A 24,987-nucleotide genomic window follows, 5' to 3' on the forward strand; every position below is an offset into this window, starting at 1 on the left:
GCGGACATTCTAGGAGTTCCTGACTCATCAGTCGCCTAGCACCATGCCGAGCATTGCCCGGCAACGATGAACGTAGCGGTCTAGACTGTTTCTACAGACCAGGCGAGCGGTTGCTCACACGCCTCGACTTGTGCAGCAGCCATCCTCGACCAGGGTATGAAGTCAGGGGGCGAACCATGAGCACGACGCAGCATTTCGACCCTGAACAGCATGACGACGCCAGACCGGCCTCGAAACGGCGCTGGAAATACCTGATCTACCTGCTGCTGGTGAGCGTTCTGCTGGCTGCTGCCGTGATGCTGGTTTTCGAGCTGCGCAGTGCCCACTTTCAGGCTCGCGAACTCAGTCGCTACGCCGCGACACTGACCTATGACCTGCAGCCGGGCGCAAGCACCGCCATTCATTACCCCAGTGACGGCCCGTTCGACCAGCGCCAGGGTTACGCCTACCTGCCTCTGATGCTCGAACGCCTGCAACAACGCGACTTCCATATCAGCCAACAGGTGCGTTTCTCGCCGGCGCTGATGCACTACAGCCAGCAGGGCTTCTACCCGCCTTATAGGGAAAAGAGCAGCGCCGGCCTGACCCTGACCGATTGCCGCGGCCTGCCCTTCTATGACTTTCACTACCCACGTCAGGGCTACGCCGATTTCGCCGAGATCCCGCCGCTGATAGTCAGCAGCCTGCTGTTTATCGAGAATCGCCATCTGCTGGCCAGGGATCAGCCTCAGGCCAATCCGGCAGTGGATTGGCCGCGCTTTGCCATGGCGGCGCTGTCACAGATGGGCAAGGTGCTCGACCTCGACGGGCAGTCTGCCGGCGGTAGCACCCTGGCCACCCAACTGGAGAAATACCGGCACTCCCCCGATGGGCTGACGCTCTCTGCCGGGGAAAAACTGCGGCAGATGGTGTCAGCCAGCATCCGCGCCTACCAGCAAGGGCCGCAGACTTTGGCCGCACGCCAGCGCATCGTGCGCGACTACCTCAACAGCGTGCCGCTGTCAGCAGCTCCCGGTCACGGTGAAGTTCACGGTGTGGCCGATGGGCTGCGCATCTGGTACGGCGCCGACTTCGACCGAGTCAATGCACTGCTCGATCCATCACGTACACCTCAGGCCAGCCTGGCCGAACGCGGCCTGGCCTTGCGCCAGGTGTTGTCACTGATGATCGCCCAGCGTCGCCCCACCTATTACCTGGCCCAGGGGCGCAAGGATCTGCAAGCGCTGACCGACAGCCACCTGCGCCTGCTTGCAGGTGCAGCTGTGATCGATCCTGCCCTGCGTGACGCAGCCTTGAGCCAACCGATGCAGTATCGCGACTGGGAACTCGAACCCGCATTGCGCAGTGTGGAGAGCGACAAGGGCATCAGCGTGGTGCGCTCGCGCCTGTCCGCCCTGCTCGGCCTGCCGCTGTACGACCTCGACCGTATTGACCTGACCGCCCACAGCACGCTGCAACGGGATCTGCAGCAAGCGGTCAGCGCCTATTTGCAGCGTCTGGCCGCCCCCGCCTTCGCTGGCGAGGTCGGTCTGTTTGGAGAGCGCCTGCTGTCAGCGGAAAAGACCGCCGAGGTGCGCTACAGCTTCACCCTCTTCGAGCGCACCAGCAGCGGCAGCCGGGTTCGCGTGCAGACCGACAGCACCGACCAGCCCTTCGACATCAACGAAGGCAGCAAACTGGAACTGGGCTCCACCGCCAAACTGCGTGTGCTGGCCACCTACCTGGAGATCATCGCCGAGCTGTATCAACGCCATGCCGGCAAGACCAGCGCCGAGCTGAAAGCGCTGGACATCGCCGAACAGGATCACCTGAGCCGCTGGACCGTCGACTACCTGCGCAGCCACCCGGATGCAACGCTCGCGACAGTCCTCGACGCCGCACTGGAGCGGCGCTACTCGGCCAATCCGCAGGAGCGCTTCTTTACCGGCGGCGGCGTACACACCTTCGGCAACTTCCGCCGCGAGGACAACGGGCGCAACCCAACTCTGCGTGAAGCACTGCGTGAGTCGATCAACCTGCCCTTCGTGCGCCTGATGCGTGACTTGGTGCGCTACAGCACCTACCAGAACAGCGCCGAGCTGCTGCGCGACGACAGCGACCCACGCCGCCTGCAATACCTGCAACGCTTCGCCGACCGCGAGGGACGCACCTTTCTCCTGCGCTTCTGGCGCAAGTATCAGGGGCAGGCGCCGCAACAGCGTCTGGACACCTTCCTCAGCGGTCTGCGGCAGACACCGGTACGCCTGGCGGCCGTGCATCGCTACCTGCAACCCCAGGCAGACCAGGCCACCTTCGCGGCCTTCCTGCACGCACAGCTGCCACAGGAACCGCTCACCCCGGCACGCATCGCCCAGCTTTACACGGCCTACGGGCCTGGCGCCTACAGCCTGCCGGATCAAGGCTATATCGCCCGTGTGCATCCACTGGAGCTGTGGCTGCTGGGCTATATGGCGGCCAATCCGCAGGCAGTGTTCGATGATGTGGTGGCCGCCAGCTTCGACGAGCGCCAGGAGGTATACGGCTGGCTGCTGCGCAGTCGCCACAAGAGCGCTCGTGACAGCCGCATCCGCATCATGCTGGAGGTGGAAGCCTTTTCCGACATCCATCGACGCTGGAAGAAACTTGGCTACCCCTTCGGCCACCTGGTGCCATCCCTGGCCACCGCGCTGGGCAGCTCGGGAGACCGTCCGGCCGCATTGGCCGAGTTGATGGGCATCATCCTCAACGACGGTATTCGCCAGCCCGTACTGCGCGTCGACGCACTGGACTTCGCCGTGGATACACCTTACGAAACGCACCTGCAGAACGACGGAGCCCAAATGCGCCAGGTCATGGCACCGGAAGTCGCGGCCGCCCTGCGCGGCGCGCTCTCACAGGTCGTTGAAGGCGGTACGGCGCGGCGTCTACAGGGCAGCTTCCAGTTGCCGGATGGTCAACCCCTGACGCTGGGCGGCAAGACCGGTACCGGCGACAACCGTATCGAAAGCATCGGCCCAGGTGGCCGCATACTCAGCTCGCGCGCCATGAACCGCACCGCGACCTTCGTCTTCTATCTAGGGCCGAATCACTACGGCACCCTGACAGCCTTCGTGCCAGGGCGCGATGCCGAGCGCTTCACCTTCACCTCGGCCTTGCCGGTACAGGTGCTCAAGGGCATGGCGCCGTTGCTCGCCCCCTATCTGCAACCGGGCACTGCCACGCACTGCCAGACGCCGCAGCTGAGCGCGCGGTAATACCCGGTAATCCTTCGAGCACTGGTCAGGCGAACCGGCCCCTGGCAGGGTCGGTCTACGCCTGCACCTGCCCTTGACCTCAATCGCGGAGTCACCATGCCCATATCCTGGCGTGCCTTGCTGCGTCGCCGACGCCTCAGCCTGCTGGCCCTGCTGTGCCTGGCCATCGCCTTGCCCATCGGCTGCGCCAAGCTGGAGGAAACCGAGCGCAAGCTGGTGTTTCGCATCGAATCCGGCACAGCGCGCTGGTTCAGTGGCATCCCTTCCGGGCTGGAGGAAATCCAGTTGCAATCGACCGCGCTCGCCCCTGGCGAAAGCCTGCATGCCTGGTGGTGGCCCGCCTCGCGCAAGAATGCTCCGACACTGCTGTACCTGCACGGCTCGCGCTGGAACCTTACCGGCCAGCTGTTTCGCATCGAGCAACTGCATACCATGGGTTTCGCCGTACTGGCCATCGACTACAGAGGCTTCGGCCAGAGCCTGGGACAACTGCCCTCGGAGCGCAGCGTCTACCAGGACGCGCAGATCGCCTGGGAATACCTCGTGCGCGTGCAGCCCGATGCAGGCAAACGCTTTATCTACGGTCACTCACTGGGTGGCGCGGTGGCGGTCAACCTGGCTCACGAGTTGGCCGAAACGCACGACTCGCCACAGGCCGGCGGCCTGATCGTCGAATCCAGCTTCACCAACCTGGCCGAGGTCGCCCAGGCTGTGACGGATACCGCCTGGCCGTTGCACTGGCTGCTGTCGCAGGAGTTCGACTCACTGGCCAAGATCGGCACTGTCGGCATCCCCGTGCTGCTCGCCCATGGCCGTGACGACCATTACGTGCCGGCGCGCTTCAGCGAAGCCCTTTACGCCGCGGCCAACGAGCCGAAACGCTTGCTGCTGATCGACGGAGCCAATCACAACAACGGGCTGCGCATGGCCGGCAACCAATACCTCCAGGCCTTGCAGGCGCTGGGCATGATGCTCAACTAGGGGCGAGGGAAGGTCTGCAGATACAGCGCCTCGACCTTGCTGCGCGCCCAGGGTGTCTTGCGCAGGAAGGTCAGGCTCGACTTGATACTGGGCTCGTGCTTGAAGCAGCGTACGTCCACGTGTCGGGCCAAGCCTTCCCAGCCGATACGCTCGACCAGGGCGGTGAGAATGGCCTGCAGGCTGAGGCCGTGCAGAGGGTCATTGCTGTGCATGGATGCATCCTGTTGGCGACGTGCAATAAAAAAGGCGATGACCGCAAGCAATCATCGCCTTCTGTTCAGCCGGCAGGATTATACCGACTTGTACTCTTTCTCGGCCTGATCGAAGCGGCTGAGCATCGACTGGCTCGGAGCCTGGCCGATACGGCTGAAGATCACGATGGCCAGCGTGGCGAGGATGAAGCCCGGAATGATCTCGTACAGGCCCAGACCGATCCAGTTCTTCCACACGATCACGGTGGCCGCACCGACCAGCATACCGGCCAGTGCGCCGTTACGGGTCATGCCCTTCCACAGCAGCGAGAGAATCACCACCGGACCGAACGCCGCGCCGAAACCGGCCCAGGCATAGGACACCAGACCCAGCACACGGTTATCCGGGTTGGCCGCCAGGGCAATGGCGATCAGTGCGACCAGCAGCACCATGCCACGACCGACCCAAACCAGCTCGGTCTGCGAAGCACCCTTGCGCAGGAAGGCCTTGTAGAAGTCCTCGGTCAGGGCACTGGAGCACACCAGCAGTTGGCAGCTCAGGGTACTCATCACCGCGGCCAGAATGGCGGACAGCAGGATACCGGCGATCCAGGGGTTGAACAGCAGCTTGGCCAGTTCAATGAACACACGCTCCGGGTTCTCGCCGACCGGGCCGGCTACATCCGGATGCGCCGAGAAGTAGGCGATGCCGAAGAAGCCTACGGCAACGGCACCGGCCAGGGTCAGGATCATCCAGGTCATGGAGATGCGGCGGGCAGCCGGGATCGACTTCACCGAATCAGCGGCCATGAAGCGCGCCAGGATGTGCGGCTGACCGAAATAACCCAGGCCCCAGGCCATCAGCGAGATCACGCCAACAAAGGTCGCGCCCTTGAGCATGTCGAAGTTGGTCGCGTCGACCGCCTCGATAGCGACCATGGCCGGATCGAAGCCGCCGGTAGCGATCATCACCACGATGGGGGTCAGGATCAGCGCGAAGATCATCAGCGTGGCCTGCACGGTGTCGGTCCAGCTCACCGCCAGGAAGCCACCGATGAAGGTGTAGGCGATTGTGGCAGCAGCGCCAGCCCACAGTGCGGTTTCATAGCTCATGCCGAAGGTGCTCTCGAACAGACGGGCACCGGCCACCACGCCCGAGGCGCAGTAGATAGTGAAGAACACCAGGATCACCAGCGCCGAGAAGATGCGCAGGATGCGGCTGTTGTCCTCGAAGCGGTTGGTGAAGTAGTCCGGCAGGGTCAGGGCGTTGCCGTTGTGCTCGGTCTGCACGCGCAGACGGCCAGCGACGAACAGCCAGTTGAGATAAGCACCGATGACCAGGCCGATGGCGATCCAGCTTTCGGAGATGCCGGCAACGAAGATGGCGCCCGGCAGGCCCATCAGCAGCCAGCCACTCATATCGGAAGCGCCCGCGGACAATGCGGTGACGAAACTGCCGAGGCTGCGACCGCCGAGGATGTAGTCGGAAAGGTTCTTGGTGCGCAGATAGGCAATCAGGCCGATCAGCACCATGGCTGCAATGTACACCACGAAGGTGACGAGCATTGGAGTACTAGCTGTCATTGGGGGGCTCCCCTCTCGTTTGTTGTTATCGGGCATCGGGACCGCCCCATGCCCTGATTGGCAAAGCTCACTCGCACCAGGCAAGCGTCGGGCACCAGTCACTTCCATCCAGGCTCGTGCATCGTGCCGATGCCTTGCTCCAGCAGACCCACGTACTGCGCGAACCGTAAGCTCCCCGGTCTGCCAACCGGCCTGTACGATACGCCTGAGGCCAGGTCAAGCGCTCGGTTTCGGCTGCCAACGCCCTTATTCGGTCTAGCCCAGCATCGCCGTGCTGACCAATTCAGACGCCCGAAAAACGGCCCGCATGAAAGTGAAAGGCGGAATGTAGAGGCTGCAGCGCGCGCGCTTCTTGCAAAAAACTCTGGAGTTTTTGCAGGAAACTCCATGCCTGGGAACTTCCGGCAAACGGTCATCAGGGTGTGTGCCCAAGCGCGAGAACAGCAACCCGTGGTGAAGCCGTCAGTGCAGAACCCCTCTCCAGGACGAAAGCGCCGCGTCAGACACTGCCCGAAGGCGCGGGATCATACCTGCCGATACGGCAGATAACCACGGGCCTGTTCGGCATAGGCCCTTACGCCAGGGCGCTCCTGCTCGAGAAAATCGGCGACGGCAGCGCGCAGCCCCGGGTGACAGAGGTAGTGCCAGGAGTGCGTGATCACCGGCTCGAAGCCGCGGATCAGCTTGTGCTCACCCTGGGCACCGGCATCGAAACGTCGAAAGCCCATCTCGATGGCCAGCGTCATGCCCTGATAGAAGCAGGTTTCGAAGTGCAGTCGGTCGAACTCGGCCAGGCAGCCCCAGTAGCGGCCATAGAGAGTATCGCCCCCCACCAGACTGAATGCCATGGCGACCGGCCGACCGTGTTGACGTGCCAGCACCACACGAATCGCCTGCGGCATGCGCTCGGCCAGCAGGCTGAAGAACGCACGCGTCAGGTAAGGTGCCTGGCCGCGAACATGGTAGGTGTTGGCATAGCAGTGGTAGACGAAGTCCCAGTCTGCCTCGCTCAACTCGGCGCCATGACGCCAGTCGAAGTCGATACCCTGCCCCGCCACCTGCTCGCGCTCCTTGCGCATCTGCTTGCGCTTGCGCGAGGCGAGCGTGTCGAGAAAGTCCTGAAAGTCGCGATAGCCGCGGTTGTGCCAATGGAACTGGCAGCCCAGGCGCTGCAACCAGCCGTCACACTGCTGCAGCACCTGATCACAGGATTCCTGAGTGAAATTGACATGCAGGCTCGATAGCCCCTCTGTTTCCAGGCCGTCGGTCAGGGCGGCGAGCAACTGCGCCGCGCCCTGTTGCGAGCCGAGCAGGCGCGGCCCGCTGACCGGGGAGAATGGCACGGCACCCAGCAGCTTGGGGTAATAGTCGATCCCCGCACGGCGGCAGGCATCGGCCCAGGCGTGATCGAAAACGTATTCACCATAGGAATGCTGCTTGAGATAGGCCGGTAGCGCCGCCTGGAGCTCACCACGCTCGTCCAGCCACAGCCGATGCGAGGGCTGCCAGCCACTGCGACCACCTACGCTGCCACTGTCCTCCAACGCCGACAGAAAAGCGTGGCGCAGGAAAGGTTGCGCCTCCGGCACCAGGGCGTCCCAGGTGTCGGCAGAAAGATCGCGGAGTGAATTCAGAGTTTTCAGGGGCATGGCGAGCGTTCACCCGGGCGGCGCAGGTTTGGTCATCGGCGGACAGCTACGATGACAGGCGCAGGTATCAGCAATCAACCACTGCCAACGCAGAGGCTCCGCGCGCGCATAAAAAAACCCCGCCAGAGGCGGGGCTCAAACACTGGAGCACTTACAGCGATGAATCAGAATACGTATTGCAGGCGCAGGGCCAGGGAGTCACCGTCGTCGTCACCCACGTCGTTGGTCACGTTGTCGGTCTTGCCCTTGATGTAGTTGGCGGAAACCTTGACCGCTTCGTTGGCATACCAGTTCACGCCAACGGTGTGTGCCTTGCCCTTGGTGTCGTCGAAACCGCTTTCTTCGACCTTGATGTTGTCGTAGCGGTAGAAGACTTCCCAGGCGCCCATTTGCTTGTCGTTCGGCTTGATGCTGTCGAACTTGCCGCCGTCGAGTTTGTAGCCACGCGCCTCACCGGTGAGGGTGTAGGCCAGTTGCACGTTGTAGCCAGTCGCTTCGCGATCATTACGCGTAGAGTTCGACTTGGCATCGATATCGCGCTTGAGGTATTCGCTCTGAACCGAGAACGGGCCGACAGCGTAGGCCGCTTCCAGACCCCAGGCGCTGTCACCGTCGAACTGCCCGGTCACACCCGGGGCGAAGGTCGGACGGTTGCCGTTGGTGGTGTCTTCGGTGGTGCCACGCACGCCCATGCGGGAGGTGATGGCGCCGTTGAAATCTTCCACGTCACGGTTGGCATAGTTGATACCGAAGTGCAGGACATTGCCGGCCTCGGCCATCGGTGCGATCACCGCACGCAGGTTGTAGGTCGGTTGATCCTTGCCGTGCTCGTTTTCGTACTCGGCGCCATCCTTGTTGAAGTAGCCGGCCGAGCCATAGAACATGTTGCCGGCAACGCCGCTGACCTGCACGCCCATGCCGTCCTGCTTGTCGTTGACCCAGGAGGCGATCTCATAGATGCCGGAGCGCTCCATGGCCGTGATCCACTTGGAGCTGGTGGCTTTTTCCAGACCGAAGTCGGGGTCGAAGCGACCGACCTTGATGGTCACCGGAGCGAACCCGGTGTAGGAGATGGAGGCTTCATCCCAGTCGGAGCTGTTACCCGACGAGGTGTTGCCATTGCTGAAGTCGTAGTTGAATACGTACTTCCAGTCCTTGTAGGCGGTACCGGAGATTTCCAGGATGGCGCGACGGAAGAAGGCCTCGTTGGCAGTCTTGCCATCATCGGTGAATACGCCGTCGAACTGGTTGTAATCGGCCTGCAGACGGCCGCCGATCTTGAAGCCGAATTCCTTGTCAGTGGTAGCGACTTCAAGACCACCTTTGGTCTTGACTACGATGTCAGCGCCGTCGGTGGTGACGGTGCCGGCGAAAGCCTGGGCGGAGACGGCCAGAGCCAGAGCGCTGGCTGCGAAACCGGCGAAGTGCTTACGGATCATCGAGGATTCCCCTGTTGGACTTTAAGTGTTGAAAACACCCGAGCAATGGGCTCGTTCGTGTTGGGGGGAATCTTGGCGAGGGGTTATTTCAGCGCAGTTGCTGATATATAAAGATTTGGTTACAGCGGAACTTTTTTACTTCCGATGCTTATAAGCAGCAAAGCCTCACGGCGTCTGCAGGCGCGAGCCGAATAGAATGACCGCGGCGCCGGCCAGGCATAACGCGGCGCCCAGCCAATCACTGAGCAGCGGACGCGTCCTTTCGATCAGCGCCAGCCAAACCAGCGAAGCGACGATATAGACGCCACCGTAAGCGGCATAGGCGCGTCCGGCGAAAGAGGCCTCGACGCGCGTCAGGATCAGCGCGAACAGCGTCAGGCTGAGCAGGCCCGGGAGGATCCACAGCGCGCTACGGTCAAGACGCAGCCACATCCAGAAGGCGTAACAGCCGGCGATCTCGAACATCGCGGCGAGCAGGAACAGCAGGTAATTGAGCATCATCAGCCACGCAGGCTGCCTTCACGCTCCCAGGCGCAGCGCACTCGCAAGGCGCCCTCCTGCGGGCTGTGAAAGCCGTTGTCGGATTCCCAGCGGAAGGTGTGCAGGCCGTTGAGCTCGGTTTCCAGGTGCACCACCGCGCTGGCCCAGTACAGGCGCTTGAGCAGTGCTTCGAAGGCTTCGATCCACAGGTTCCACTCGTATTCCACGGCGCCGTAGCTGGCACCGAAATGGATCACCTGGGTCTGGTACAGGCCGGCACCGGGCAGCTCGCAGAAGGAGAACATCTCGCGGCCGAGAAAGGGCCAGAGATCGCCCGAAGGCAATTCGGCCAGCACGGCGTGATTGGTTTCGCGGCGCAATCGGCGCTGCTCGGGATCATCCGACGGCCAGTCGCGGATGCAGCCATAGACGATGGATTCGGACTCCACACCGGCACTCCAGAAAAAACAGCCTGCCTTCTAACACAGCCTGCCAGGGCACGAAAGGAACTGGCGCGAATAATCAGCCACGCGCCTGTCGGCCATGGCCGAGGCGCCAGGCCAGCGCCACCATCACCAGTGCCAGGCCGGTAAGCACGGCGAACGGCAGGCGATAGCTGCCGGACAGGTCGCGCGCCAACCCGGTGAGAATCGGCGTCAGGCAACCCAGGCCATAACCGGTGAAGAGCATCATCGCCGTCCAGCGGCTGACCGCCAGCGGTGAGCCGGCTTCATACAAGGGCAGCACCAGCGACAGGGCGAAGGAGCCACCCAGCGAGAAGCCCATGGCGAAGGCGAACACCTCGGGCAGCAAACCAGGCAGGAAGGTGATCATCGCCAGACACAGGCAGGTGGTCAGCCCGCATAGCATCAGCAGGGTGTAGCGAGCGTCGAAACGCTGCGCCAGCCAGGGCAGCAGGAAGGAACTGGGCAGGCCCATGAGCATGATGATGCTCAGCAGCGAGTTGCTGTGCAGCATGCTCAGACCCGCCTCGTGGTAGCGCGCCACGATCCAGGTGGCGATGGCGTAGAACAGCCCCGCCTGAATGGCGAAGAAGCTGCTCAACAGCCAGGCGCGCGGCACGCGCCAGGGCAACCCTGCTGCCTCACCTTCCTGGGCGCTGCCGGTCTGGTTGGGCAGCCCCATCCACAATAGCGTCGCAGCCAGCGCCGGCACGGCCCAGATGGCCAGGCCAAGATCCCAGGCATCGCCGAACAGGCTGGTCAGTGGCGCGGTGAACACCGCACCTGCCGCGCCGCCCAAGGCCATGCCCAGGGAGTACCAGCCCACCACACGCCCGACCTGGCCGGCGAAATGGCGCTTGATGAACCCTGAAAGCAGCGGGCCGGCCACGGCGATGGCGGCACCGAGCAGAACAGCGCTGCCGATCAGAAGACCGCTTTGCTGGGCCGCCAGGCGCGTCAGCAAGGCCAGGCCGATCATCGCCAGGCACAGCATGATGGTGCGTTCCAGGCCCCAGCGCTGCGCCAGGCGCGGTGCGAGTGGCGCCAGCAGGCCCATGCACAGCACCGGCAGCGCGGTGGTCAGGCTGATGAAGCCACGGCTGAGGGAGAGCTCGGTGGCAATCCGCTCGATGAGCGGCGCAAGAGAGGTGATACCGGGGCGCAGGTTGAACGCCGCCAGTACCAGGGCCAGCAGCATCAGGCCCCGAGAAAAAGCAGTCACAAGGTTTCCACAATCGAACGGCAGGCAGGCCGGGGGCGCCACCCTACCCCGCTCGTTCCGGTGGGGCAAGCCCACCGGCAGCAGAAACTGACCTAGTGGTCAGTTCATCGAGCGCGCCTTGTTGCGCATTTTCTCGGCCATATTGGCCATCTCGTCGTAGAGCAACTGCGGGTTCTTCTGCTTCATCGCCCAGGCCATGCGCCCCATCTCGTGCGGCAGGATGAGGAAGCTGCCCTTAGCCATCTCGGCATGGATGTACTCGGCGATATCGGCCGCGCTGATCGGCGAGCTTTCCAGCAGCTTGCCCACCTGCGCCTTCATCGCCGGCGTCGGGCCACGGAAGGAATCGAGCAGATTGGTCTGGAAGAACGACGGGCACACCACGTGCACGCCGACTTCCTGCTGGCGCAGCTCTATCAGCAGGCTTTCCGACAGAGCCACCACACCGGCCTTGGCCACGTTGTAGTTGCTCATCCCCGGGCCCTGCATCAGCGCCGCCATGGAAGCGATGTTGACGATCTTGCCCTTGCTCTTCTCCAGCAACGGCAGGAACGCCTTGCAGCCCTTGACCACGCCCATCAGGTTGATCGCGATCTGCCAGTCCCAGTCCTCCAGCGACAGATCGGCGAAGAAGCCGCCAGAGGCCACGCCGGCGTTGTTGACGATCACGTCGATACCGCCGAACTTTTCCTCGCAGGCCTGGGCCAAGGCGGTCAGTTGGCTGTAGTCGCGCACGTCGCAGCGCTGGGTGAAACCATCGCCGCCGGCCTCACGCACCATCGCCAGGGTTTCGGCCAGCCCGGCCTCATTGACGTCCGCCAGCGCCAGATTCCAACCATCGCGTGCCCAGCGCAGGGCGATTTCGCGCCCCAGCCCGGAACCCGCGCCCGTGATCATCATACGGTTTTGCATAAAAGGCCTGCCTTTGACTGTTCGGTTGCAATGCCAGGCAGTGTAGCGAAGGAAATACCGGCGCCATGCCTTCATCACCTGCATGAATAGGCAAGGCAAATCAACGGCGCGAGTGCGTATACCGTCGCCACAGCAGCATGCCATACACCGAGGCATTGACCAGCACTACCACGGTCGCGAGCACGAGTTGGATCTGCGGCGTCAAACCGGCGGGATAGATCACCGGCAACAGGTAGTGCTCGACGAAGCTGCCTGTATAGCCAGCGTCACCGGCGGCGCGACGCAGCTGGTTTTCCCAGGGCGTCAACGGGCACGTCAGATGCAGCGCCTCGACCACGATGCCCCAGGCCACGGCGGGCAGATGCAGCCAGCACAGACGCGGCCAACGCCAGACCAGCAAGCCGCCCAGCATGACGAAGAGGATGAACGCCAGATGCACCAACACCAGCGCATCGGCAGCCAGTCGCCAGAGCATCAGTCGACCACGAACAGGCGCGCGCCCACGGCCGTGGACGAACGATGTGCCTCGGCACCGTCGGCCACCTGATAGCTCATGCCCGGCTTGAGCACGAATACCCGGCCATCCTCGAGCTCGGTATGCAGCTCCCCCTCCAGACAGAGCAGGACATGCCCCTTGTGGCACCAGTGGTCGGCCAGGTAGCCAGGGGAATACTCCACCATGCGCACCCGTAACGCGCCGAAGTTGCAGGTACGCCAATAAGCGATTCCGCTTTCGCCCGGATGTTCGGTCGGCTCGATCGCCGCCCAGTCGGTTACGCCGAAGGGAATGTCACTGATCTGCATGGAAAAGCGCTCTCAAGTAGATGAGCGCCCACCCTACGCCAGAGCCGCCAGGCAACGAAATTCATAGAAGAAAATTTTCAAGAATAAACTATCGATACCAATAGACTATCAAGCCCATGTAAAGGCCGAATTTCCGCCTCTGTTCAGAACGCACTAGCCTTCACCCATCAGCAAATGATTCTCAACGAGGTGCGCCATGCTCAAGACCCTGACCTTTACCCTCATGCATTTCTGCATCGCCTTCGGCGTCGCCTACGTGCTTACGGGCAGCATCGCGGTCAGCGGGCTGGTCGCGGCGGTGGAGCCGCTGTGCAACTCGGTGGGCTTCTACTTCCACGAGAAGATCTGGCAGCGTTTCGAGAAAAATCGCCAAGCGCGTGACGAGCGGCCGAAACACGCCTGGTTGCATCACCATGCCTGAAGCGATTCGTTCCGAGCCGCCATCCGACAAACACGCCCACCACAAAAAAGAAGTCGGTAGCGGCGCGCCAGCGCTTGTGCTGAACTGCAACGAGTGACCTGCAGCCTCTCGCCAGGCGCGCCCTGACCACGCCAACATGACCATGGCTACCTGGCGAATGCGCAGCAGCATCGACACTCCACCGCCACCGAGTGCGCTCGCGGCGGTTGCGCGCGCTTCCGAAACCCAGGCATGGCACTTTGCCTAGCTAGCCGTTGTCATACTCACGCGATTCAATCCAGACGATCTCTTGTCAAAGGGACTTTAAATTTATGTCCAGCCTTGCACGACTTGCCACCTGGCTCGGTGGCCTGGTCTTCTGTGTGTCCGCTGCGGCCGCCGATATCGACGCACAAAGCTATGGCTATCCGATAGCCAATCCGTTCGAAGCCACCATCGCGACCACGCCACCGGAGCTGCGCCCGAAGCTGCCGGATGACCGCGATATCGATCAGAGCGACTACTCGGTACTCCTGCGTCCGGATCGCGAGTTCGAGCTGCTCGACAACTTCTGGCCGGTGACACGCATGCAGTATCGCCTCGCTCAGCAGAAAGGCCGGGCGCCGCTGATCTTCATCATCGCCGGCACAGGCGCCAGCTACAGCAGTGGCACCACCGAATACCTGAAGAAGCTGTTCTACGGTGCGGGCTTCCACGTGGTACAGCTCTCCTCGCCGACCAGCTATGACTTCATGGCCTCGGCATCACGCTTCGCCACCCCGGGTTACAGCCCGGACGATGCCGACGACCTGTATCGCGCCATGCAGGCGGTTCGCGCGCAACATCCGAAGCTGGACGTCAGCGAGTTCATGCTCACCGGCTACAGCCTGGGCGCCCTGCATGCCGCCTTCGTCAGCAAGCTGGACGAGACTCGCCGCGCCTTCAACTTCAAGCGCGTGCTGATGCTCAACCCGCCGGTCAACCTCTACACCTCGGTCAGTAACCTCGACAAGCTGGTACAAACCCGCGTCCAGGGTATCGACAACAGCACCAATTTCTACGACCTAGTACTGGGCAAGCTGACCCGCTACTTCAACGACAAGGGTGGCTTCGACATCAACGAAGCCATGCTCTACGACTTTCAGCGCTCCAAGGAACACCTGACCGACGAGCAAATGGCCATGCTCATCGGCACCTCCTTCCGCTTCTCTTCGAGCGACATCGTCTTCACCTCGGATCTGCTCAACCGCCGCGGCCTGATCACCCCGCGCGACTATCGCATCACCGAAAGCACAAACCTCACGCCCTTCTTCGAAATGGCGCTACGCTGCGACTTCGAGTGCTACATGACCGAACAGCTGGTACCCATGTGGCGCGCCCGCTACGACGGCGGCAGCGTCAACCAGTTGATCAACGAGAGCAGCCTCTACGCCCTGGAGGACTACCTCAAGGGCAGCGACAAGATCGCCGTGATGCACAACGCCGACGACCTGATCCTCGGCAAGGGTGATATCGGCTTCCTGCGCCGCACCTTCGGCGACCGCTTGACCCTGTACCCGCGTGGCGGTCACTGCGGCAACCTCAACTACCGCGTCAACAGCGACGCCATGCTGGAGTTCTTCCGTGGCTAAGCACAAAGTCCTGATCGCCGCCCTGCTGCTGGCCAGCGGGCCGGCCCTGGCCGAACGCCAGGTCGATGCCGATGGCTTCACCAACCCGCTGCAGAATCTCAAGTTCAACCCCGGGCTCGACCAGCAGGAGTTCGAACGCGCTTCCAGCGACGCCCTGCAGGTCTATGATCCGCTGGAGCCGTGGAACCGCCGCGTCTACCACTTCAACTACCGCTTCGATCAATGGGTATTCCTGCCCGTGGTCGAGGGCTATCAGTACGTGACGCCGAATCTGCTGCAGACCGGCGTGCACAACTTCTTCAGCAACCTGGGCGAGATTCCCAGCCTGGCCAACAGCCTGCTGCAGCTCAAGGGCGAGCGGGCGATGAACAACACCGCGCGCCTGCTGTTCAACACCATCCTCGGCATCGGTGGTCTCTGGGATCCGGCCACTGCGATGGGCCTGCCCAAGTACCGTGAGGATTTCGGCCAGACCCTCGGCTACTACGGCGTACCGGCAGGCCCCTACCTGATGCTGCCGCTGCTCGGCCCCTCCAACCTGCGCGACACCGGTGGCCTGGTGGCCGATTACAGCCTGGAGAATGCGGTCAACTACCTGGACGTCGCCGAGGCAAGCAGCAAGAACCCAGGCATCACGGTCTTGCGCGCAGTCGACCAGCGTGCCAATACCAGCTTCCGCTATGGCCAGTTCAACTCACCGTTCGAGTACGAGAAGCTGCGCTACTTCTATCACGAGGCGCGCAAGCTGCAGATCGCGGACTGAATCCACGACCGGTAATGAATCGAATTAATCGATTCATTACCGGAATATTTTCCAACCATCCATCGACTCATTACGCATAGCATGGCGGCATTCCTCACTGATCAGGAGCCCCTCATGACCCAGCATCGCCGCGTTCTCAGCATTCAACCCGGCCAACCCGCCTCGGACGGCGCCGGTGTACGCCTCAATCGTGTGATCGGCGGCCCTGGCCTGGAGCGCTTCGACCCGTTCCTGATGCTCGATGAGTTCGCCACCGACAACCCGGACGATTACATCGCCGGCTTCCCGCCGCACCCGCACCGCGGCTTCGAAACCGTCACCTACATGCTCGAAGGCCGCATGCGCCACGAGGATCATCTGGGCAATGTCGGCCTGCTCGGCAGCGGCGGCGTGCAGTGGATGACGGCGGCGCGCGGCATCATCCATAGCGAAATGCCGGAGCAGGAATCCGGTGCCATGCGCGGCTTTCAGCTGTGGCTCAACCTACCCGCCAAGGACAAGCTCGGTGAAGCCGGCTACCGCGACATTCCGGCCAGCGAGATTCCTCGGCTGACCACAGCGCAGGGCGTGGAGGCGGTGGTGATCGCCGGCCAGTTCGACGACGGCAACCTGCAGCAGCCCGGCGTCGTGCAACGCCCGCATACCGAACCGCAGTTGTTCGACCTGCGCCTGCCGGCCGGCAGCGCCATCGCCCCCAAACTGCCTGACGGGCATCGGGTGATGCTCTACGTCTACCAGGGTGAACTGCAATTGCCGGACGCTTGCCCGGAGCCGGTCAAGGCCGGTCGTCTGGTGCGCCTGTCGGACGAAGGCACATTGCACCTGAGCAGCAGCCAGGGCGCCGGTGTACTACTGATCGCCGGCAAGCCCCTGAACGAGCCGATCGTGCAGTACGGGCCGTTCGTGATGAACAGCCGGGAAGAGATCGAACAGGCCCTGCGCGACTTCCGCGACGGCGTACTGGCCTGAGTTCAGGCTCAGGCTGGCTGCACCAACTCCGCCAGGCCCAGGAAGGCGCACAACTCGCTCTTGCGCGCCATGGCGTCCTGGTAGCCCAGTTCGATGAGCTCGTTGCAATAACCCGACTCGAACAGCAGGTAGCTGAGCACACCGGCACCACCGGCCTTGGTCGCCCCCGGCCCGCGCAGGAACAGGCGCAGCACGCGCGGCAACTCACGCTGGTGCCGCGCGGCAATCTGATCCAGCGGTCGGCTCGGCGCTACCACCATCACATCCACCGGCTTCAGCCCCAGGCCGCGCGAACGTGGCTCGCCAGGCAGCATGCCACTCAACTGGTTCAGCCGGTTGAGCAACTCGATATCGCTTTCCAGGCTGTCGATGAAGGTGCTGTTGAGCAGATGCCCACCAATCTGCGCCAGCGTCGGCGGTCGCTTGCTGCTGGGTCGCGGCTGCAGTTCCACGGCCGCACCCTGCGCACTGCCATTGCCGCTGACGCCAATCACCAACACCCGGCTGGCCCCCAGATGCAGCGCCGGGCTGATTGGCGCGGACTGGCGCACCGCACCATCACCAAAATACTCACGGTTGATCTTCATCGGCGGGAAGATCAGCGGAATCGATGCACTGGCCAGCAGATGATCCAGCGCCAGACGCGTGGGGATACCGACCCGCCGATGACGAAACCAGGGGTCGATGGTGGCGCGCCCCTGATAGAAGGTCACCGCCTGGCCACTCTCGTAGCCGAACGCCGTGACCGCCACCGCGCGCAGCTTACGCTGGCGCACAGCCGCAGCGATCCCGGAGAAGTCCAGCTCACGCTCCAGCAAACCGCGTAGCGGCCGGCTGTCGAGCAGCGCCACCGGCGTCTCGCGCCCCAACCCCAGCAAGCTGTGCCCCAGAAAACGTGCAGCCTGGTGCAGCACGCCCGGCCAGTCGCTGCGATACACCTGATGGGTATGGAAGCTCTGCCAGACGGCGGTGAGCCGGCGCACCGCCTCACCGAACTGCAAAGCCCCGCAGGCCAGGCTGACGGCATTGATGGCGCCGGCAGAAGTGCCGACGATGACGGGAAAGGGATTGTGGCTCGGATCAGGCAGCAGGTCGGCGATGGCCGCCAGTACACCGACCTGATAAGCCGCTCGCGCACCGCCGCCGGACAGGATCAGGCCGGTGACGGGCTCATACGGCTGAGAGATGACGGTCATCGGGCGATCCTGTTTTTGTTTTCAGTATAGAGAGCCCTAACGGACCATTGAAAAACGTAGGCGAGGCAGGCAAGACAAGGAAAAAACGGCCGAAAAAGCGCAGTTTACGTGTTGTAAATGAGCATTTTGAGGCCGTTTTTAACGCAGTATTGCCCACGCAGGTAGTTTTTCAACGGCCCGTTAACGGCGCTTCCCGTAGAGCTTCGCCTCCCCCTCCGGACGCGTCTTGAAACGACGATGGGCCCACAGGTACTGCTCGGGGCAGGCGCTCACGGCCTGCTCGATCCACTGGTTGATGCGCAGGCAGTCGGCCTCTTCGCTCTCTCCGGGGAAGCCTTCGAGCGGCGGATGGATCACCAGCCGATAGCCGCTGCCATCCTCCAGCCGACGCTGGGTGAAGGGCACCACACGCGCCTTACCGAGACGTGCGAACTTGGTGGTGGCGGTGACGGTCGCCGCCTGGATGCCGAACAGCGGCACGAAGATGCTCTGCTTGCGCCCGTAGTCCTGATCCGGTGCGTACCAGATCGCGCGGCCGGCACGCAGCACCTTGAGCATGGCGCGGATGTCCTCGCGCTCGATGGCCGTGGCATCCAGGTTGTGCCGCTCGCGGCCACGACGCTGGATGAAATCGAACAACGGATTCTTGTGCTCGCGGTACATGCCGTCGATGGTGTGCAACTGGCCGAGCAGCGCCGCTCCGATCTCCAGCGTGGTGAAATGCACCGCCATGAGGATCACGCCCTGCCCCTCGGCCTGTGCCTGCTGCAGATGCTCCAGACCTTCGACATGCGCCAGACGCGCCAAGCGCGCCCGTGGCCACCACCAGCTCATCGCCATCTCGAAGAAGGCGATACCGGTGGAGGCGAAGTTCTCGCGCAACAGGCGCTCGCGCTCGGCCTCGCTTTTCTGCGCAAAGCACAACTCCAGATTGCGCCGGGCGATGCGCCGCCGCGCACCGGCGGTGCGGTACATCACCCAGCCCAGCGCCCGCCCCAGCGCCAGCAGCCAGCGATAAGGCAACTGCACCAGCAACCAGAGCTGCCCCAGGCCCAGCCACAGCGGCCAGAAGCGCGGGTGAAGGAAGGAGGCGCGAAAACGGGGGCGTTCCATGAAGCAGATCCGGTCACAGGCAAGGCCGCGCATTCTACCCCAGTTTGTCCGCCTCGCTGCCGACCGCGCCTCGGCAGATGACGAACCTGCGCGACACGTCGCGGTCAATCCCCGGGACAGGGGCTGCGAGTTGCGGTGCGCAGTCGTTACCGCTATAAGTCCCGCAAACTTTCGTACCGCTGCAGAAGCCCCGCGCCCGACCATGAGCCAAGCCGATCTCCTCGACCAAGACCCCGTATTCCAGCTCAAGGGCAGCATGCTCGCCATCACCGTGATGGAACTGGCGCACAACGACCTCGAACGCCTGGACGCCCAGCTCGCCGAGAAAGTCGCCCAGGCTCCGGCCTTCTTCAGCAACACGCCGCTGGTGCTGGCGCTGGACAAATTGCCGGAAGGCGAAGGCGAACTGAATCTGGATGCGCTGATGGACGTCTGCCGTCGTCATGGCCTGCGTACCCTGGCGGTACGTGCGGCGCGCGAAAGCGACATCGCTGCTGCCGAGGCGCTAGACCTGCCGGTGTTGCCACCTTCCGGCGCGCGCGAACGCCCCATCGACCCGGCGCCAAAGGCACCGCCGAAGCCGGTGGAGCCGGAGCGCAAACCGACCCGCGTGATCACCACACCGGTACGTGGCGGTCAGCAGATCTATGCCCAGGGCGGCGACCTGGTCGTGCTCGCCCCGGTCAGCGCCGGGGCGGAACTTCTCGCCGACGGCAACATCCATGTTTACGCGCCCATGCGCGGCCGTGCCCTGGCCGGTATCAAAGGCGATGTCACGGCGCGTATTTTCTGCCAGCAGATGGGCGCCGAAATGCTCTCCATCGCCGGTCAATACAAGGTTGCAGAAGACCTGCGCCGCCACCCGCTCTGGGGCGATTCGGTACACGTCAGCCTGTCGGGCGACGTGTTGAACATCACCCGCCTTTGACGGATACTGCGGCCATTTTTCATGGACACAAAAGGAGCGTCTGAAAACCTCGGCAAAGCCACCCGCAACAGGCGAAAACAGGCGCATGCAAGCGATCTGTCATCGACCTTCGCGGCAGCCAAGCAAGGCGTTTTCAGAGGTTCGTCAAAGGGCATCCGGACGCCTCGACCGGCCGACGGATTCCCGCGTTATCTTCATTTCTTAGGGTGAATCACCTTGGCCAAGATCCTCGTAGTCACTTCCGGCAAGGGTGGCGTCGGCAAAACCACCACCAGCGCTGCCATCGGTACCGGCCTCGCCCTGCGCGGGCACAAGACCGTCATCGTCGACTTCGACGTCGGCCTGCGTAACCTCGACCTGATCATGGGTTGCGAACGCCGCGTGGTGTACGACTTCGTCAACGTGATCAACGGCGAAGCCAGCCTGACCCAGGCCCTGATCAAGGACAAGCGCATCGAGAACCTGTTCGTCCTGGCCGCCAGCCAGACCCGCGACAAGGATGCGCTGACCCTCGAAGGCGTCGAGAAAGTCATCGCCGAGCTCTCGGAAACCTTCGACTACGTGGTCTGCGATTCGCCAGCCGGCATCGAGAAAGGCGCCCACCTGGCCATGTACTTCGCCGACGAAGCCATCGTCGTGACCAACCCGGAAGTGTCCTCGGTACGTGACTCCGACCGCATGCTCGGCCTGCTGGCGAGCAAGTCGCGCCGCGCCGAGAAAGGCGAAGACCCGATCAAAGAACACCTGCTGCTGACCCGCTACAACCCCGAGCGCGTCACCAAGGGCGAAATGCTCGGCGTCGAAGACGTCGAGGAAATCCTCGCCATCCGCCTGCTCGGCGTGATCCCCGAATCGCAGGCCGTACTCAAGGCCTCCAACCAGGGCATCCCGGTCATCCTCGACGAGCAGAGTGACGCCGGCCAGGCCTACAGCGACGCCGTCGAGCGTCTGCTCGGCAAGGAAATGCCGCACCGCTTCCTGGACGTGAAGAAGCAGGGCTTCCTGCAAAGACTATTTGGAGGTCGAGAATGAACATCTTCGACTTCTTGCGTTCGCGCAAGAAGGAAACCACAGCCTCCATCGCCAAGGAACGTCTGCAGATCATCGTCGCCCACGAGCGCGGCCAGCGTACCCAGCCGGATTACCTGCCAGCCCTGCAGAAGGAACTGGTCGAGGTGATTCGCAAGTACGTCAACATCGATCAGAAGGACGTACAGGTGGCACTGGAAGATCAGGGCAGTTGCTCGATTCTGGAATTGAACATCACCCTGCCGGATCGTTAAGCGAACCCGGCAACGCTCACGGCGGCTTCGGCCGCCGTGTTCATTTGTAGCCACTGATCCCCTGTAGGAGCGAGCTCTGCTCGCGAATACCGGAAGCCTGCATTCTTTCGCGAGCAGAGCTCGCGCCTACCAGACCGTTGCGAAACACCATGCCGCTAAGCCAGATCGAAATTCTCCACCAGGACGCCGCACTGCTGGTGATCAACAAGCCCACCCTGCTGCTGTCGGTACCTGGCCGCGCCGATGACAACAAGGATTGCCTGGTCACCCGCCTGCAGGAAAACGGCTACCCCGAAGCGCGCATCGTGCATCGACTGGACTGGGAAACCTCGGGCATCATCGTCCTGGCCCGCGATGCGGACAGCCACCGCGAGCTGTCGCGCCAGTTCCACGACCGCGAGACCGAGAAGGCCTACACCGCGCTGTGCTGGGGCCAGCCACAGGCCGATAGCGGCAGCATCGACCTGCCGCTGCGCTACGACCCGCCGACCAAGCCGCGTCACGTGGTCGATCACGAACTGGGCAAACACGCCCTGACGCACTGGCGCATCATCGAGCGCTGCGGTGACTGGTGCCGAGTGGAGCTGACGCCCATTACCGGCCGTTCGCACCAGTTGCGCGTGCACATGCTGTCCATCGGCCATCCGCTGCTGGGCGATCGCCTCTACGCCCACGAGCAGGCCCTCGCCGCCCATGAGCGCCTGTGCCTGCACGCCAGCATGCTCGCCCTCACCCACCCACAAAGCGGCGAGCGTATGCGCTTCGAATGCCCGGCACCGTTTTGATCACCCGCCGTAGGGTGGATGACGCTTTTTCATCCACCGCCCTGACCACAACGACCATCGCCCAATACCCCGCCAGCGCCTAACGGATAGCCTGAAACTATCGCCCCAAACGAGTGCGCAGCCGGCACAGGGCGATGCAAATTGGTTACACTCGCGCCATCGTTGCCCGGAGTCCCTATGCGCGAAGAACTGATCCAAGGCCTGCTCGATTTTCTCAACGCCTCGCCGACCCCCTTCCATGCCACCTCCAGCCTGGCCATGCGCTTGGAAGCTGCGGGTTACCGCCATCTAGACGAACGCGCGCCCTGGCACACCGAGGCCGGCGGTCGCTACTACGTGACCCGCAACGACTCCTCGATCATCGCCTTCAAACTGGGCAAGCGCCCGGCCGTCGAGGGCGGCATTCGCCTGGTCGGCGCACACACCGATAGCCCCTGCCTGCGCGTCAAGCCGAGCCCCGAACTGCAACGTCAGGGCTTTTTCCAGCTCGGCGTGGAAGTCTATGGCGGCGCTCTGCTCGCCCCCTGGTTCGACCGTGACCTGTCGCTGGCCGGCCGTGTGACCTACCGCCGCGACGGCAAGGTCGAGAGCCAGTTGATCGACTTCTACCAGCCCATCGCCGTGATCCCCAGCCTGGCCATCCACCTCAACCGCGAGGCCAATCAGGGCTGGGCGATCAACCCGCAGAACGAGTTACCGCCGATCCTCGCCCAACTTGCCAGCAGTGAAACCGCCGACTTCCGTGCCCTGCTCGCCGAGCAACTGGCCATGGAGCACGACTTCAACCCGGACGCGGTGCTGGACTACGAGCTGAGCTTCTATGACACCCAGAGCGCCGCCATCGTCGGCCTCAATCAGGACTTCATCGCCAGCGCGCGCCTGGACAACCTGCTGTCGTGCTACGCCGGCCTGCAGGCGCTGATCGACTCGGATGACGAGGAAACCTGCGTGCTGGTCTGCACCGACCACGAAGAAGTGGGCTCCTGCTCCGCCTGCGGCGCCGACGGCCCCTTCCTTGAGCAGGTGCTGCGCCGCGTGCTGCCGGAAGGCGATGCCTTCGTCCGCGCCATCCAGCGCTCGCTGCTGGTATCGGCCGACAACGCCCACGGCGTGCACCCCAACTATGCCGACAAGCACGACGGCAACCACGGGCCCAAGCTCAACGCCGGCCCGGTGATCAAGATCAACAGCAACCAGCGCTACGCCACCAACAGCGAAACCGCAGGCTTCTTCCGTCACCTGTGCCTGGAAAACGAAGTGCCGGTGCAGAGCTTCGTGGTGCGCAGCGACATGGGCTGTGGCTCCACCATCGGTCCGATCACCGCCAGCCAGCTAGGCGTGCGCACGGTCGACATCGGCCTGCCCACTTTCGCCATGCACTCGATCCGCGAACTGGCTGGCAGCCATGACCTGGATCACCTGGTGAAAGTGCTGACCGCGTTTTACTCCAGCCCTGAACTGCCCTGAGAGCGAGCCCCGCGATGATCGAACACATCCGCAACAGCCTGCAGGAAGCCCAGCGCGCGCTGGAGGCCTTCCTCGCCAACGAACAGACCCTGGGCAATATCCAGAAGGCCGCCGAACTGCTGGTCGAGAGCTTCGAGCACAAGGGCAAGGCCTTTTCCTGCGGCAATGGCGGCTCGATGTGCGACGCCATGCACTTCGCCGAGGAACTGACCGGGCGCTACCGCAAGAACCGTCCCGGCATCGCCGCAGTGTCGATCAGCGACCCCAGCCATATCAGCTGCGTGGCCAACGATTTCGGTTACGACTTCATCTTCTCGCGCTACATCGAGTCCCACGGCCGCGCAGGTGACGTGTTGATCGCCATCAGCACCAGCGGCAAGAGCCCCAACGTGGTCAAGGCTGCTGAAGCCGCCAAGACGCTGGGCGTGAAGGTGATCGCCCTGACCGGCAAGCCCGGCTCACTGCTGGAAAGCCTGGCCGATGTGTGCATCTGTGCCCCGGGCGGCGACTTCGCCGACCGCGTGCAGGAACTGCACATCAAGACCCTGCACATCCTCATCGAGCTGATCGAGCGCAAACTGAGCCCGCAGAACTACGCTTGAGTGCCAACGGCGGGTTGCACCCGCCCTACGCAGCGCGCAGGCGCTTCGGCGTCAGCCCCAGATAGCGGCGCATCGCCGTGGTCAGGGCGCTCTGACTGGAAAAGCCGCACTCCTCGGCAATCCGCACCAGCGGCAGCTTGCTCTCGCGCAGCAGGCGCGCGGCGCGGTCGAGGCGGGTCTTGAGCAGGTACTGATGAGGCGTCAGGCCGACGCTGTCCTTGAACTGCGCATGGAAATGGCTGGGGCTGAGGCACGCCACCTGGGCCAGTTCGGCGACACTGATGCGCCGCGCCAGGTGCTCGCCGATATAGCCATCGAGACGCTGCAGATCCAGCGCAGTCTGTGGCGGCCGGCGCTGCTCACCGAACAGACGCAGGTGCAGGGCCCGCAGCAACACGCCGCCAATCGAACGCGCCAGAATGGAGTCGCCGCCATAACGCTCCAGCTCGGCGCCGGCATAACTCAGCAAATTCTGAAAATCCGCATCCAGAGCCGGGTAACAGGGCTTCTCGAAGAGGCGCTGGAGCAGTTCCAGGTCTTCGCCGGGCGTATCCTGCTCATCAAGATCGAGGATCAGCATGCGGTTGTCGCCCATGCCGGCGAACTGGTGCGCAGCATCGCCCGGCACCAGGCAAGCACGCATACGGCAGACCTCGCCACCGCGACCGCCCACCTCGAATTCGGCACGGCCGACCAGCGACATCACCAGTTGATGATGATCATGGGCATGGTTATGAGCCTGTTCGTCCAGGCGAATCACTCGGGCTTGCAGCATCGGTCAGGATCCACGACGCGGAACGAGGGTTGCACTTTACCGTTTTTTCGGAGAAAGCGCCGCAACCCGTCGTCGCCAAAGGTTGCACCTTTAGCAACCAAGCCCCTTAAGCCGGC

The 24,987-nt window shown here is 63.2% G+C and carries 25 protein-coding genes; 12 read left to right on the forward strand and 13 right to left on the reverse strand.

Annotation, left to right across the window (positions count from 1 at the left end):
* Positions 1-176: 176 nt before the first annotated feature.
* Together ACODS1_RS11170 and ACODS1_RS11175 are read left to right on the forward strand one after the other, a co-directional pair.
* Positions 177-3,233 (forward strand): transglycosylase domain-containing protein, encoded by a 3,057-nt coding sequence (locus tag ACODS1_RS11170; protein WP_489085697.1) that lies wholly within the window; start codon positions 177-179, stop codon positions 3,231-3,233.
* A gap of 96 nt (positions 3,234-3,329) precedes the next feature.
* A complete protein-coding gene (locus tag ACODS1_RS11175; protein WP_489085698.1) occupies positions 3,330-4,214 on the forward strand; it encodes an alpha/beta hydrolase in 885 nt (294 codons plus the stop codon).
* On the opposite strand, the gene ACODS1_RS11180 is transcribed toward ACODS1_RS11175, so the two are convergent.
* The 10 genes from ACODS1_RS11180 to ACODS1_RS11225 all read right to left on the reverse strand — a co-directional run bounded on the left by ACODS1_RS11180 (position 4,211) and on the right by ACODS1_RS11225 (position 12,959).
* The gene (locus ACODS1_RS11180; RefSeq protein WP_489085699.1) at positions 4,211-4,426 is read right to left on the reverse strand and encodes a VF530 family protein; all 216 of its coding nucleotides are present in this window, start codon (positions 4,424-4,426) and stop codon (positions 4,211-4,213) included. The genes ACODS1_RS11175 and ACODS1_RS11180 overlap by 4 nt on opposite strands.
* Positions 4,427-4,504: 78 nt before the next feature.
* Positions 4,505-5,989, reverse strand: a complete 1,485-nt coding sequence (gene putP, locus ACODS1_RS11185; RefSeq protein ID WP_322978615.1) for a sodium/proline symporter PutP — start codon at positions 5,987-5,989, stop codon at positions 4,505-4,507.
* Between the two features lie 524 nt (positions 5,990-6,513).
* Entirely contained in the window at positions 6,514-7,638 is a 1,125-nt protein-coding gene (locus tag ACODS1_RS11190) for a GNAT family N-acetyltransferase (RefSeq protein ID WP_489085700.1), read from the reverse strand.
* A 164-nt stretch (positions 7,639-7,802) separates the two neighbouring features.
* Positions 7,803-9,077 carry an OprO/OprP family phosphate-selective porin gene (locus ACODS1_RS11195; RefSeq protein WP_489085701.1) on the reverse strand — a complete coding sequence of 425 codons (1,275 nt, stop codon included), beginning with the start codon at positions 9,075-9,077 and terminating at the stop codon, positions 7,803-7,805.
* Positions 9,078-9,242: 165 nt separating this feature from the next.
* The gene (locus ACODS1_RS11200) at positions 9,243-9,575 is read right to left on the reverse strand and encodes a YnfA family protein (RefSeq protein WP_489085751.1); all 333 of its coding nucleotides are present in this window, start codon (positions 9,573-9,575) and stop codon (positions 9,243-9,245) included.
* Positions 9,576-9,577: 2 nt separating this feature from the next.
* Positions 9,578-10,006: a hypothetical protein gene (locus ACODS1_RS11205; RefSeq protein ID WP_322978619.1), complete on the reverse strand. Its 429-nt coding sequence runs from the start codon at positions 10,004-10,006 to the stop codon at positions 9,578-9,580.
* Positions 10,007-10,079: 73 nt separating this feature from the next.
* Positions 10,080-11,219, reverse strand: a complete 1,140-nt coding sequence (locus ACODS1_RS11210) for an MFS transporter (RefSeq protein ID WP_489085752.1) — start codon at positions 11,217-11,219, stop codon at positions 10,080-10,082.
* A 123-nt stretch (positions 11,220-11,342) separates the two neighbouring features.
* Positions 11,343-12,155, reverse strand: a complete 813-nt coding sequence (locus tag ACODS1_RS11215; protein ID WP_322978620.1) for an SDR family oxidoreductase — start codon at positions 12,153-12,155, stop codon at positions 11,343-11,345.
* Between the two features lie 100 nt (positions 12,156-12,255).
* Positions 12,256-12,630 (reverse strand): DUF2784 domain-containing protein, encoded by a 375-nt coding sequence (locus ACODS1_RS11220; RefSeq protein ID WP_489085702.1) that lies wholly within the window; start codon positions 12,628-12,630, stop codon positions 12,256-12,258.
* Positions 12,630-12,959, reverse strand: coding sequence for a DHCW motif cupin fold protein (locus ACODS1_RS11225; protein WP_322978622.1), 330 nt, complete (start codon positions 12,957-12,959; stop codon positions 12,630-12,632). Before ACODS1_RS11225 ends, ACODS1_RS11220 begins: the two co-directional genes overlap by 1 nt.
* 196 nt (positions 12,960-13,155) lie before the next feature.
* Between ACODS1_RS11225 and ACODS1_RS11230 the strand changes: the two genes are divergently transcribed.
* From ACODS1_RS11230 to ACODS1_RS11245, 4 genes are all read left to right on the forward strand, one after another.
* Positions 13,156-13,380: a DUF2061 domain-containing protein gene (locus tag ACODS1_RS11230; RefSeq protein WP_322978623.1), complete on the forward strand. Its 225-nt coding sequence runs from the start codon at positions 13,156-13,158 to the stop codon at positions 13,378-13,380.
* Between the two features lie 311 nt (positions 13,381-13,691).
* Positions 13,692-14,990, forward strand: a complete 1,299-nt coding sequence (locus ACODS1_RS11235) for a serine/threonine protein kinase (protein WP_322978624.1) — start codon at positions 13,692-13,694, stop codon at positions 14,988-14,990.
* Positions 14,983-15,753, forward strand: a complete 771-nt coding sequence (locus tag ACODS1_RS11240; protein ID WP_489085703.1) for an MlaA family lipoprotein — start codon at positions 14,983-14,985, stop codon at positions 15,751-15,753. Before ACODS1_RS11235 ends, ACODS1_RS11240 begins: the two co-directional genes overlap by 8 nt.
* Before the next feature lie 114 nt (positions 15,754-15,867).
* A complete protein-coding gene (locus tag ACODS1_RS11245; protein WP_489085704.1) occupies positions 15,868-16,722 on the forward strand; it encodes a pirin family protein in 855 nt (284 codons plus the stop codon).
* 8 nt (positions 16,723-16,730) lie between these two features.
* Here the strand turns inward: ACODS1_RS11245 and ACODS1_RS11250 are convergent, their stop codons facing one another.
* Positions 16,731-17,918 (reverse strand): patatin-like phospholipase family protein, encoded by a 1,188-nt coding sequence (locus tag ACODS1_RS11250; protein ID WP_489085705.1) that lies wholly within the window; start codon positions 17,916-17,918, stop codon positions 16,731-16,733.
* Between the two features lie 180 nt (positions 17,919-18,098).
* Positions 18,099-19,031, reverse strand: a complete 933-nt coding sequence (locus ACODS1_RS11255; RefSeq protein WP_489085706.1) for a lipid A biosynthesis lauroyl acyltransferase — start codon at positions 19,029-19,031, stop codon at positions 18,099-18,101.
* 202 nt (positions 19,032-19,233) lie between these two features.
* Between ACODS1_RS11255 and minC the strand changes: the two genes are divergently transcribed.
* From minC to lpcA, 6 genes are all read left to right on the forward strand, one after another.
* Positions 19,234-19,959, forward strand: coding sequence for a septum site-determining protein MinC (gene minC, locus ACODS1_RS11260; RefSeq protein WP_489085707.1), 726 nt, complete (start codon positions 19,234-19,236; stop codon positions 19,957-19,959).
* Positions 19,960-20,175: 216 nt separating this feature from the next.
* Entirely contained in the window at positions 20,176-20,991 is an 816-nt protein-coding gene (gene minD / locus ACODS1_RS11265) for a septum site-determining protein MinD (RefSeq protein ID WP_322978629.1), read from the forward strand.
* Entirely contained in the window at positions 20,988-21,242 is a 255-nt protein-coding gene (minE, locus tag ACODS1_RS11270) for a cell division topological specificity factor MinE (protein WP_159970531.1), read from the forward strand. The genes minD and minE overlap by 4 nt, the downstream gene beginning before the upstream one ends.
* A gap of 149 nt (positions 21,243-21,391) precedes the next feature.
* Entirely contained in the window at positions 21,392-22,027 is a 636-nt protein-coding gene (locus tag ACODS1_RS11275; RefSeq protein ID WP_322978631.1) for an RluA family pseudouridine synthase, read from the forward strand.
* Between the two features lie 177 nt (positions 22,028-22,204).
* Positions 22,205-23,494: a M18 family aminopeptidase gene (locus tag ACODS1_RS11280; protein WP_489085708.1), complete on the forward strand. Its 1,290-nt coding sequence runs from the start codon at positions 22,205-22,207 to the stop codon at positions 23,492-23,494.
* Positions 23,495-23,508: 14 nt separating this feature from the next.
* Complete coding sequence (gene lpcA, locus ACODS1_RS11285; RefSeq protein WP_316913641.1) at positions 23,509-24,096, forward strand: D-sedoheptulose 7-phosphate isomerase; 588 nt, start codon at positions 23,509-23,511, stop codon at positions 24,094-24,096.
* Between the two features lie 25 nt (positions 24,097-24,121).
* Here lpcA and ACODS1_RS11290 read toward each other — a convergent pair whose 3' ends face one another.
* Positions 24,122-24,871, reverse strand: a complete 750-nt coding sequence (locus ACODS1_RS11290; RefSeq protein WP_489085709.1) for a helix-turn-helix domain-containing protein — start codon at positions 24,869-24,871, stop codon at positions 24,122-24,124.
* Positions 24,872-24,987 lie beyond the last annotated feature (116 nt).

The organism is Pseudomonas sp. FG29 (assembly GCF_057809355.1).

Excerpts from the sequence above, each read along its gene's own strand:
- putP (WP_322978615.1), bottom strand. The coding sequence starts at position 5,989 with ATGACAGCTAGTACTCCAATGCTCGTCACCTTCGTGGTGTACATTGCA.
- ACODS1_RS11215 (WP_322978620.1), bottom strand. The coding sequence starts at position 12,155 with ATGCAAAACCGTATGATGATCACGGGCGCGGGTTCCGGGCTGGGGCGC.
- ACODS1_RS11225 (WP_322978622.1), bottom strand. The coding sequence starts at position 12,959 with ATGCAGATCAGTGACATTCCCTTCGGCGTAACCGACTGGGCGGCGATC.
- ACODS1_RS11250 (WP_489085705.1), bottom strand. The coding sequence starts at position 17,918 with ATGACCGTCATCTCTCAGCCGTATGAGCCCGTCACCGGCCTGATCCTG.
- ACODS1_RS11290 (WP_489085709.1), bottom strand. The coding sequence starts at position 24,871 with ATGCTGCAAGCCCGAGTGATTCGCCTGGACGAACAGGCTCATAACCAT.
- ACODS1_RS11200 (WP_489085751.1), bottom strand. The coding sequence starts at position 9,575 with ATGCTCAATTACCTGCTGTTCCTGCTCGCCGCGATGTTCGAGATCGCC.
- ACODS1_RS11175 (WP_489085698.1), top strand. The coding sequence starts at position 3,330 with ATGCCCATATCCTGGCGTGCCTTGCTGCGTCGCCGACGCCTCAGCCTG.
- ACODS1_RS11245 (WP_489085704.1), top strand. The coding sequence starts at position 15,868 with ATGACCCAGCATCGCCGCGTTCTCAGCATTCAACCCGGCCAACCCGCC.
- ACODS1_RS11210 (WP_489085752.1), bottom strand. The coding sequence starts at position 11,219 with ATGCTGCTGGCCCTGGTACTGGCGGCGTTCAACCTGCGCCCCGGTATC.
- minE (WP_159970531.1), top strand. The coding sequence starts at position 20,988 with ATGAACATCTTCGACTTCTTGCGTTCGCGCAAGAAGGAAACCACAGCC.
- ACODS1_RS11230 (WP_322978623.1), top strand. The coding sequence starts at position 13,156 with ATGCTCAAGACCCTGACCTTTACCCTCATGCATTTCTGCATCGCCTTC.
- lpcA (WP_316913641.1), top strand. The coding sequence starts at position 23,509 with ATGATCGAACACATCCGCAACAGCCTGCAGGAAGCCCAGCGCGCGCTG.
- ACODS1_RS11190 (WP_489085700.1), bottom strand. The coding sequence starts at position 7,638 with ATGCCCCTGAAAACTCTGAATTCACTCCGCGATCTTTCTGCCGACACC.
- ACODS1_RS11235 (WP_322978624.1), top strand. The coding sequence starts at position 13,692 with ATGTCCAGCCTTGCACGACTTGCCACCTGGCTCGGTGGCCTGGTCTTC.
- ACODS1_RS11255 (WP_489085706.1), bottom strand. The coding sequence starts at position 19,031 with ATGGAACGCCCCCGTTTTCGCGCCTCCTTCCTTCACCCGCGCTTCTGG.
- ACODS1_RS11180 (WP_489085699.1), bottom strand. The coding sequence starts at position 4,426 with ATGCACAGCAATGACCCTCTGCACGGCCTCAGCCTGCAGGCCATTCTC.
- ACODS1_RS11280 (WP_489085708.1), top strand. The coding sequence starts at position 22,205 with ATGCGCGAAGAACTGATCCAAGGCCTGCTCGATTTTCTCAACGCCTCG.
- ACODS1_RS11220 (WP_489085702.1), bottom strand. The coding sequence starts at position 12,630 with ATGCTCTGGCGACTGGCTGCCGATGCGCTGGTGTTGGTGCATCTGGCG.
- ACODS1_RS11170 (WP_489085697.1), top strand. The coding sequence starts at position 177 with ATGAGCACGACGCAGCATTTCGACCCTGAACAGCATGACGACGCCAGA.
- minC (WP_489085707.1), top strand. The coding sequence starts at position 19,234 with ATGAGCCAAGCCGATCTCCTCGACCAAGACCCCGTATTCCAGCTCAAG.
- ACODS1_RS11195 (WP_489085701.1), bottom strand. The coding sequence starts at position 9,077 with ATGATCCGTAAGCACTTCGCCGGTTTCGCAGCCAGCGCTCTGGCTCTG.
- ACODS1_RS11275 (WP_322978631.1), top strand. The coding sequence starts at position 21,392 with ATGCCGCTAAGCCAGATCGAAATTCTCCACCAGGACGCCGCACTGCTG.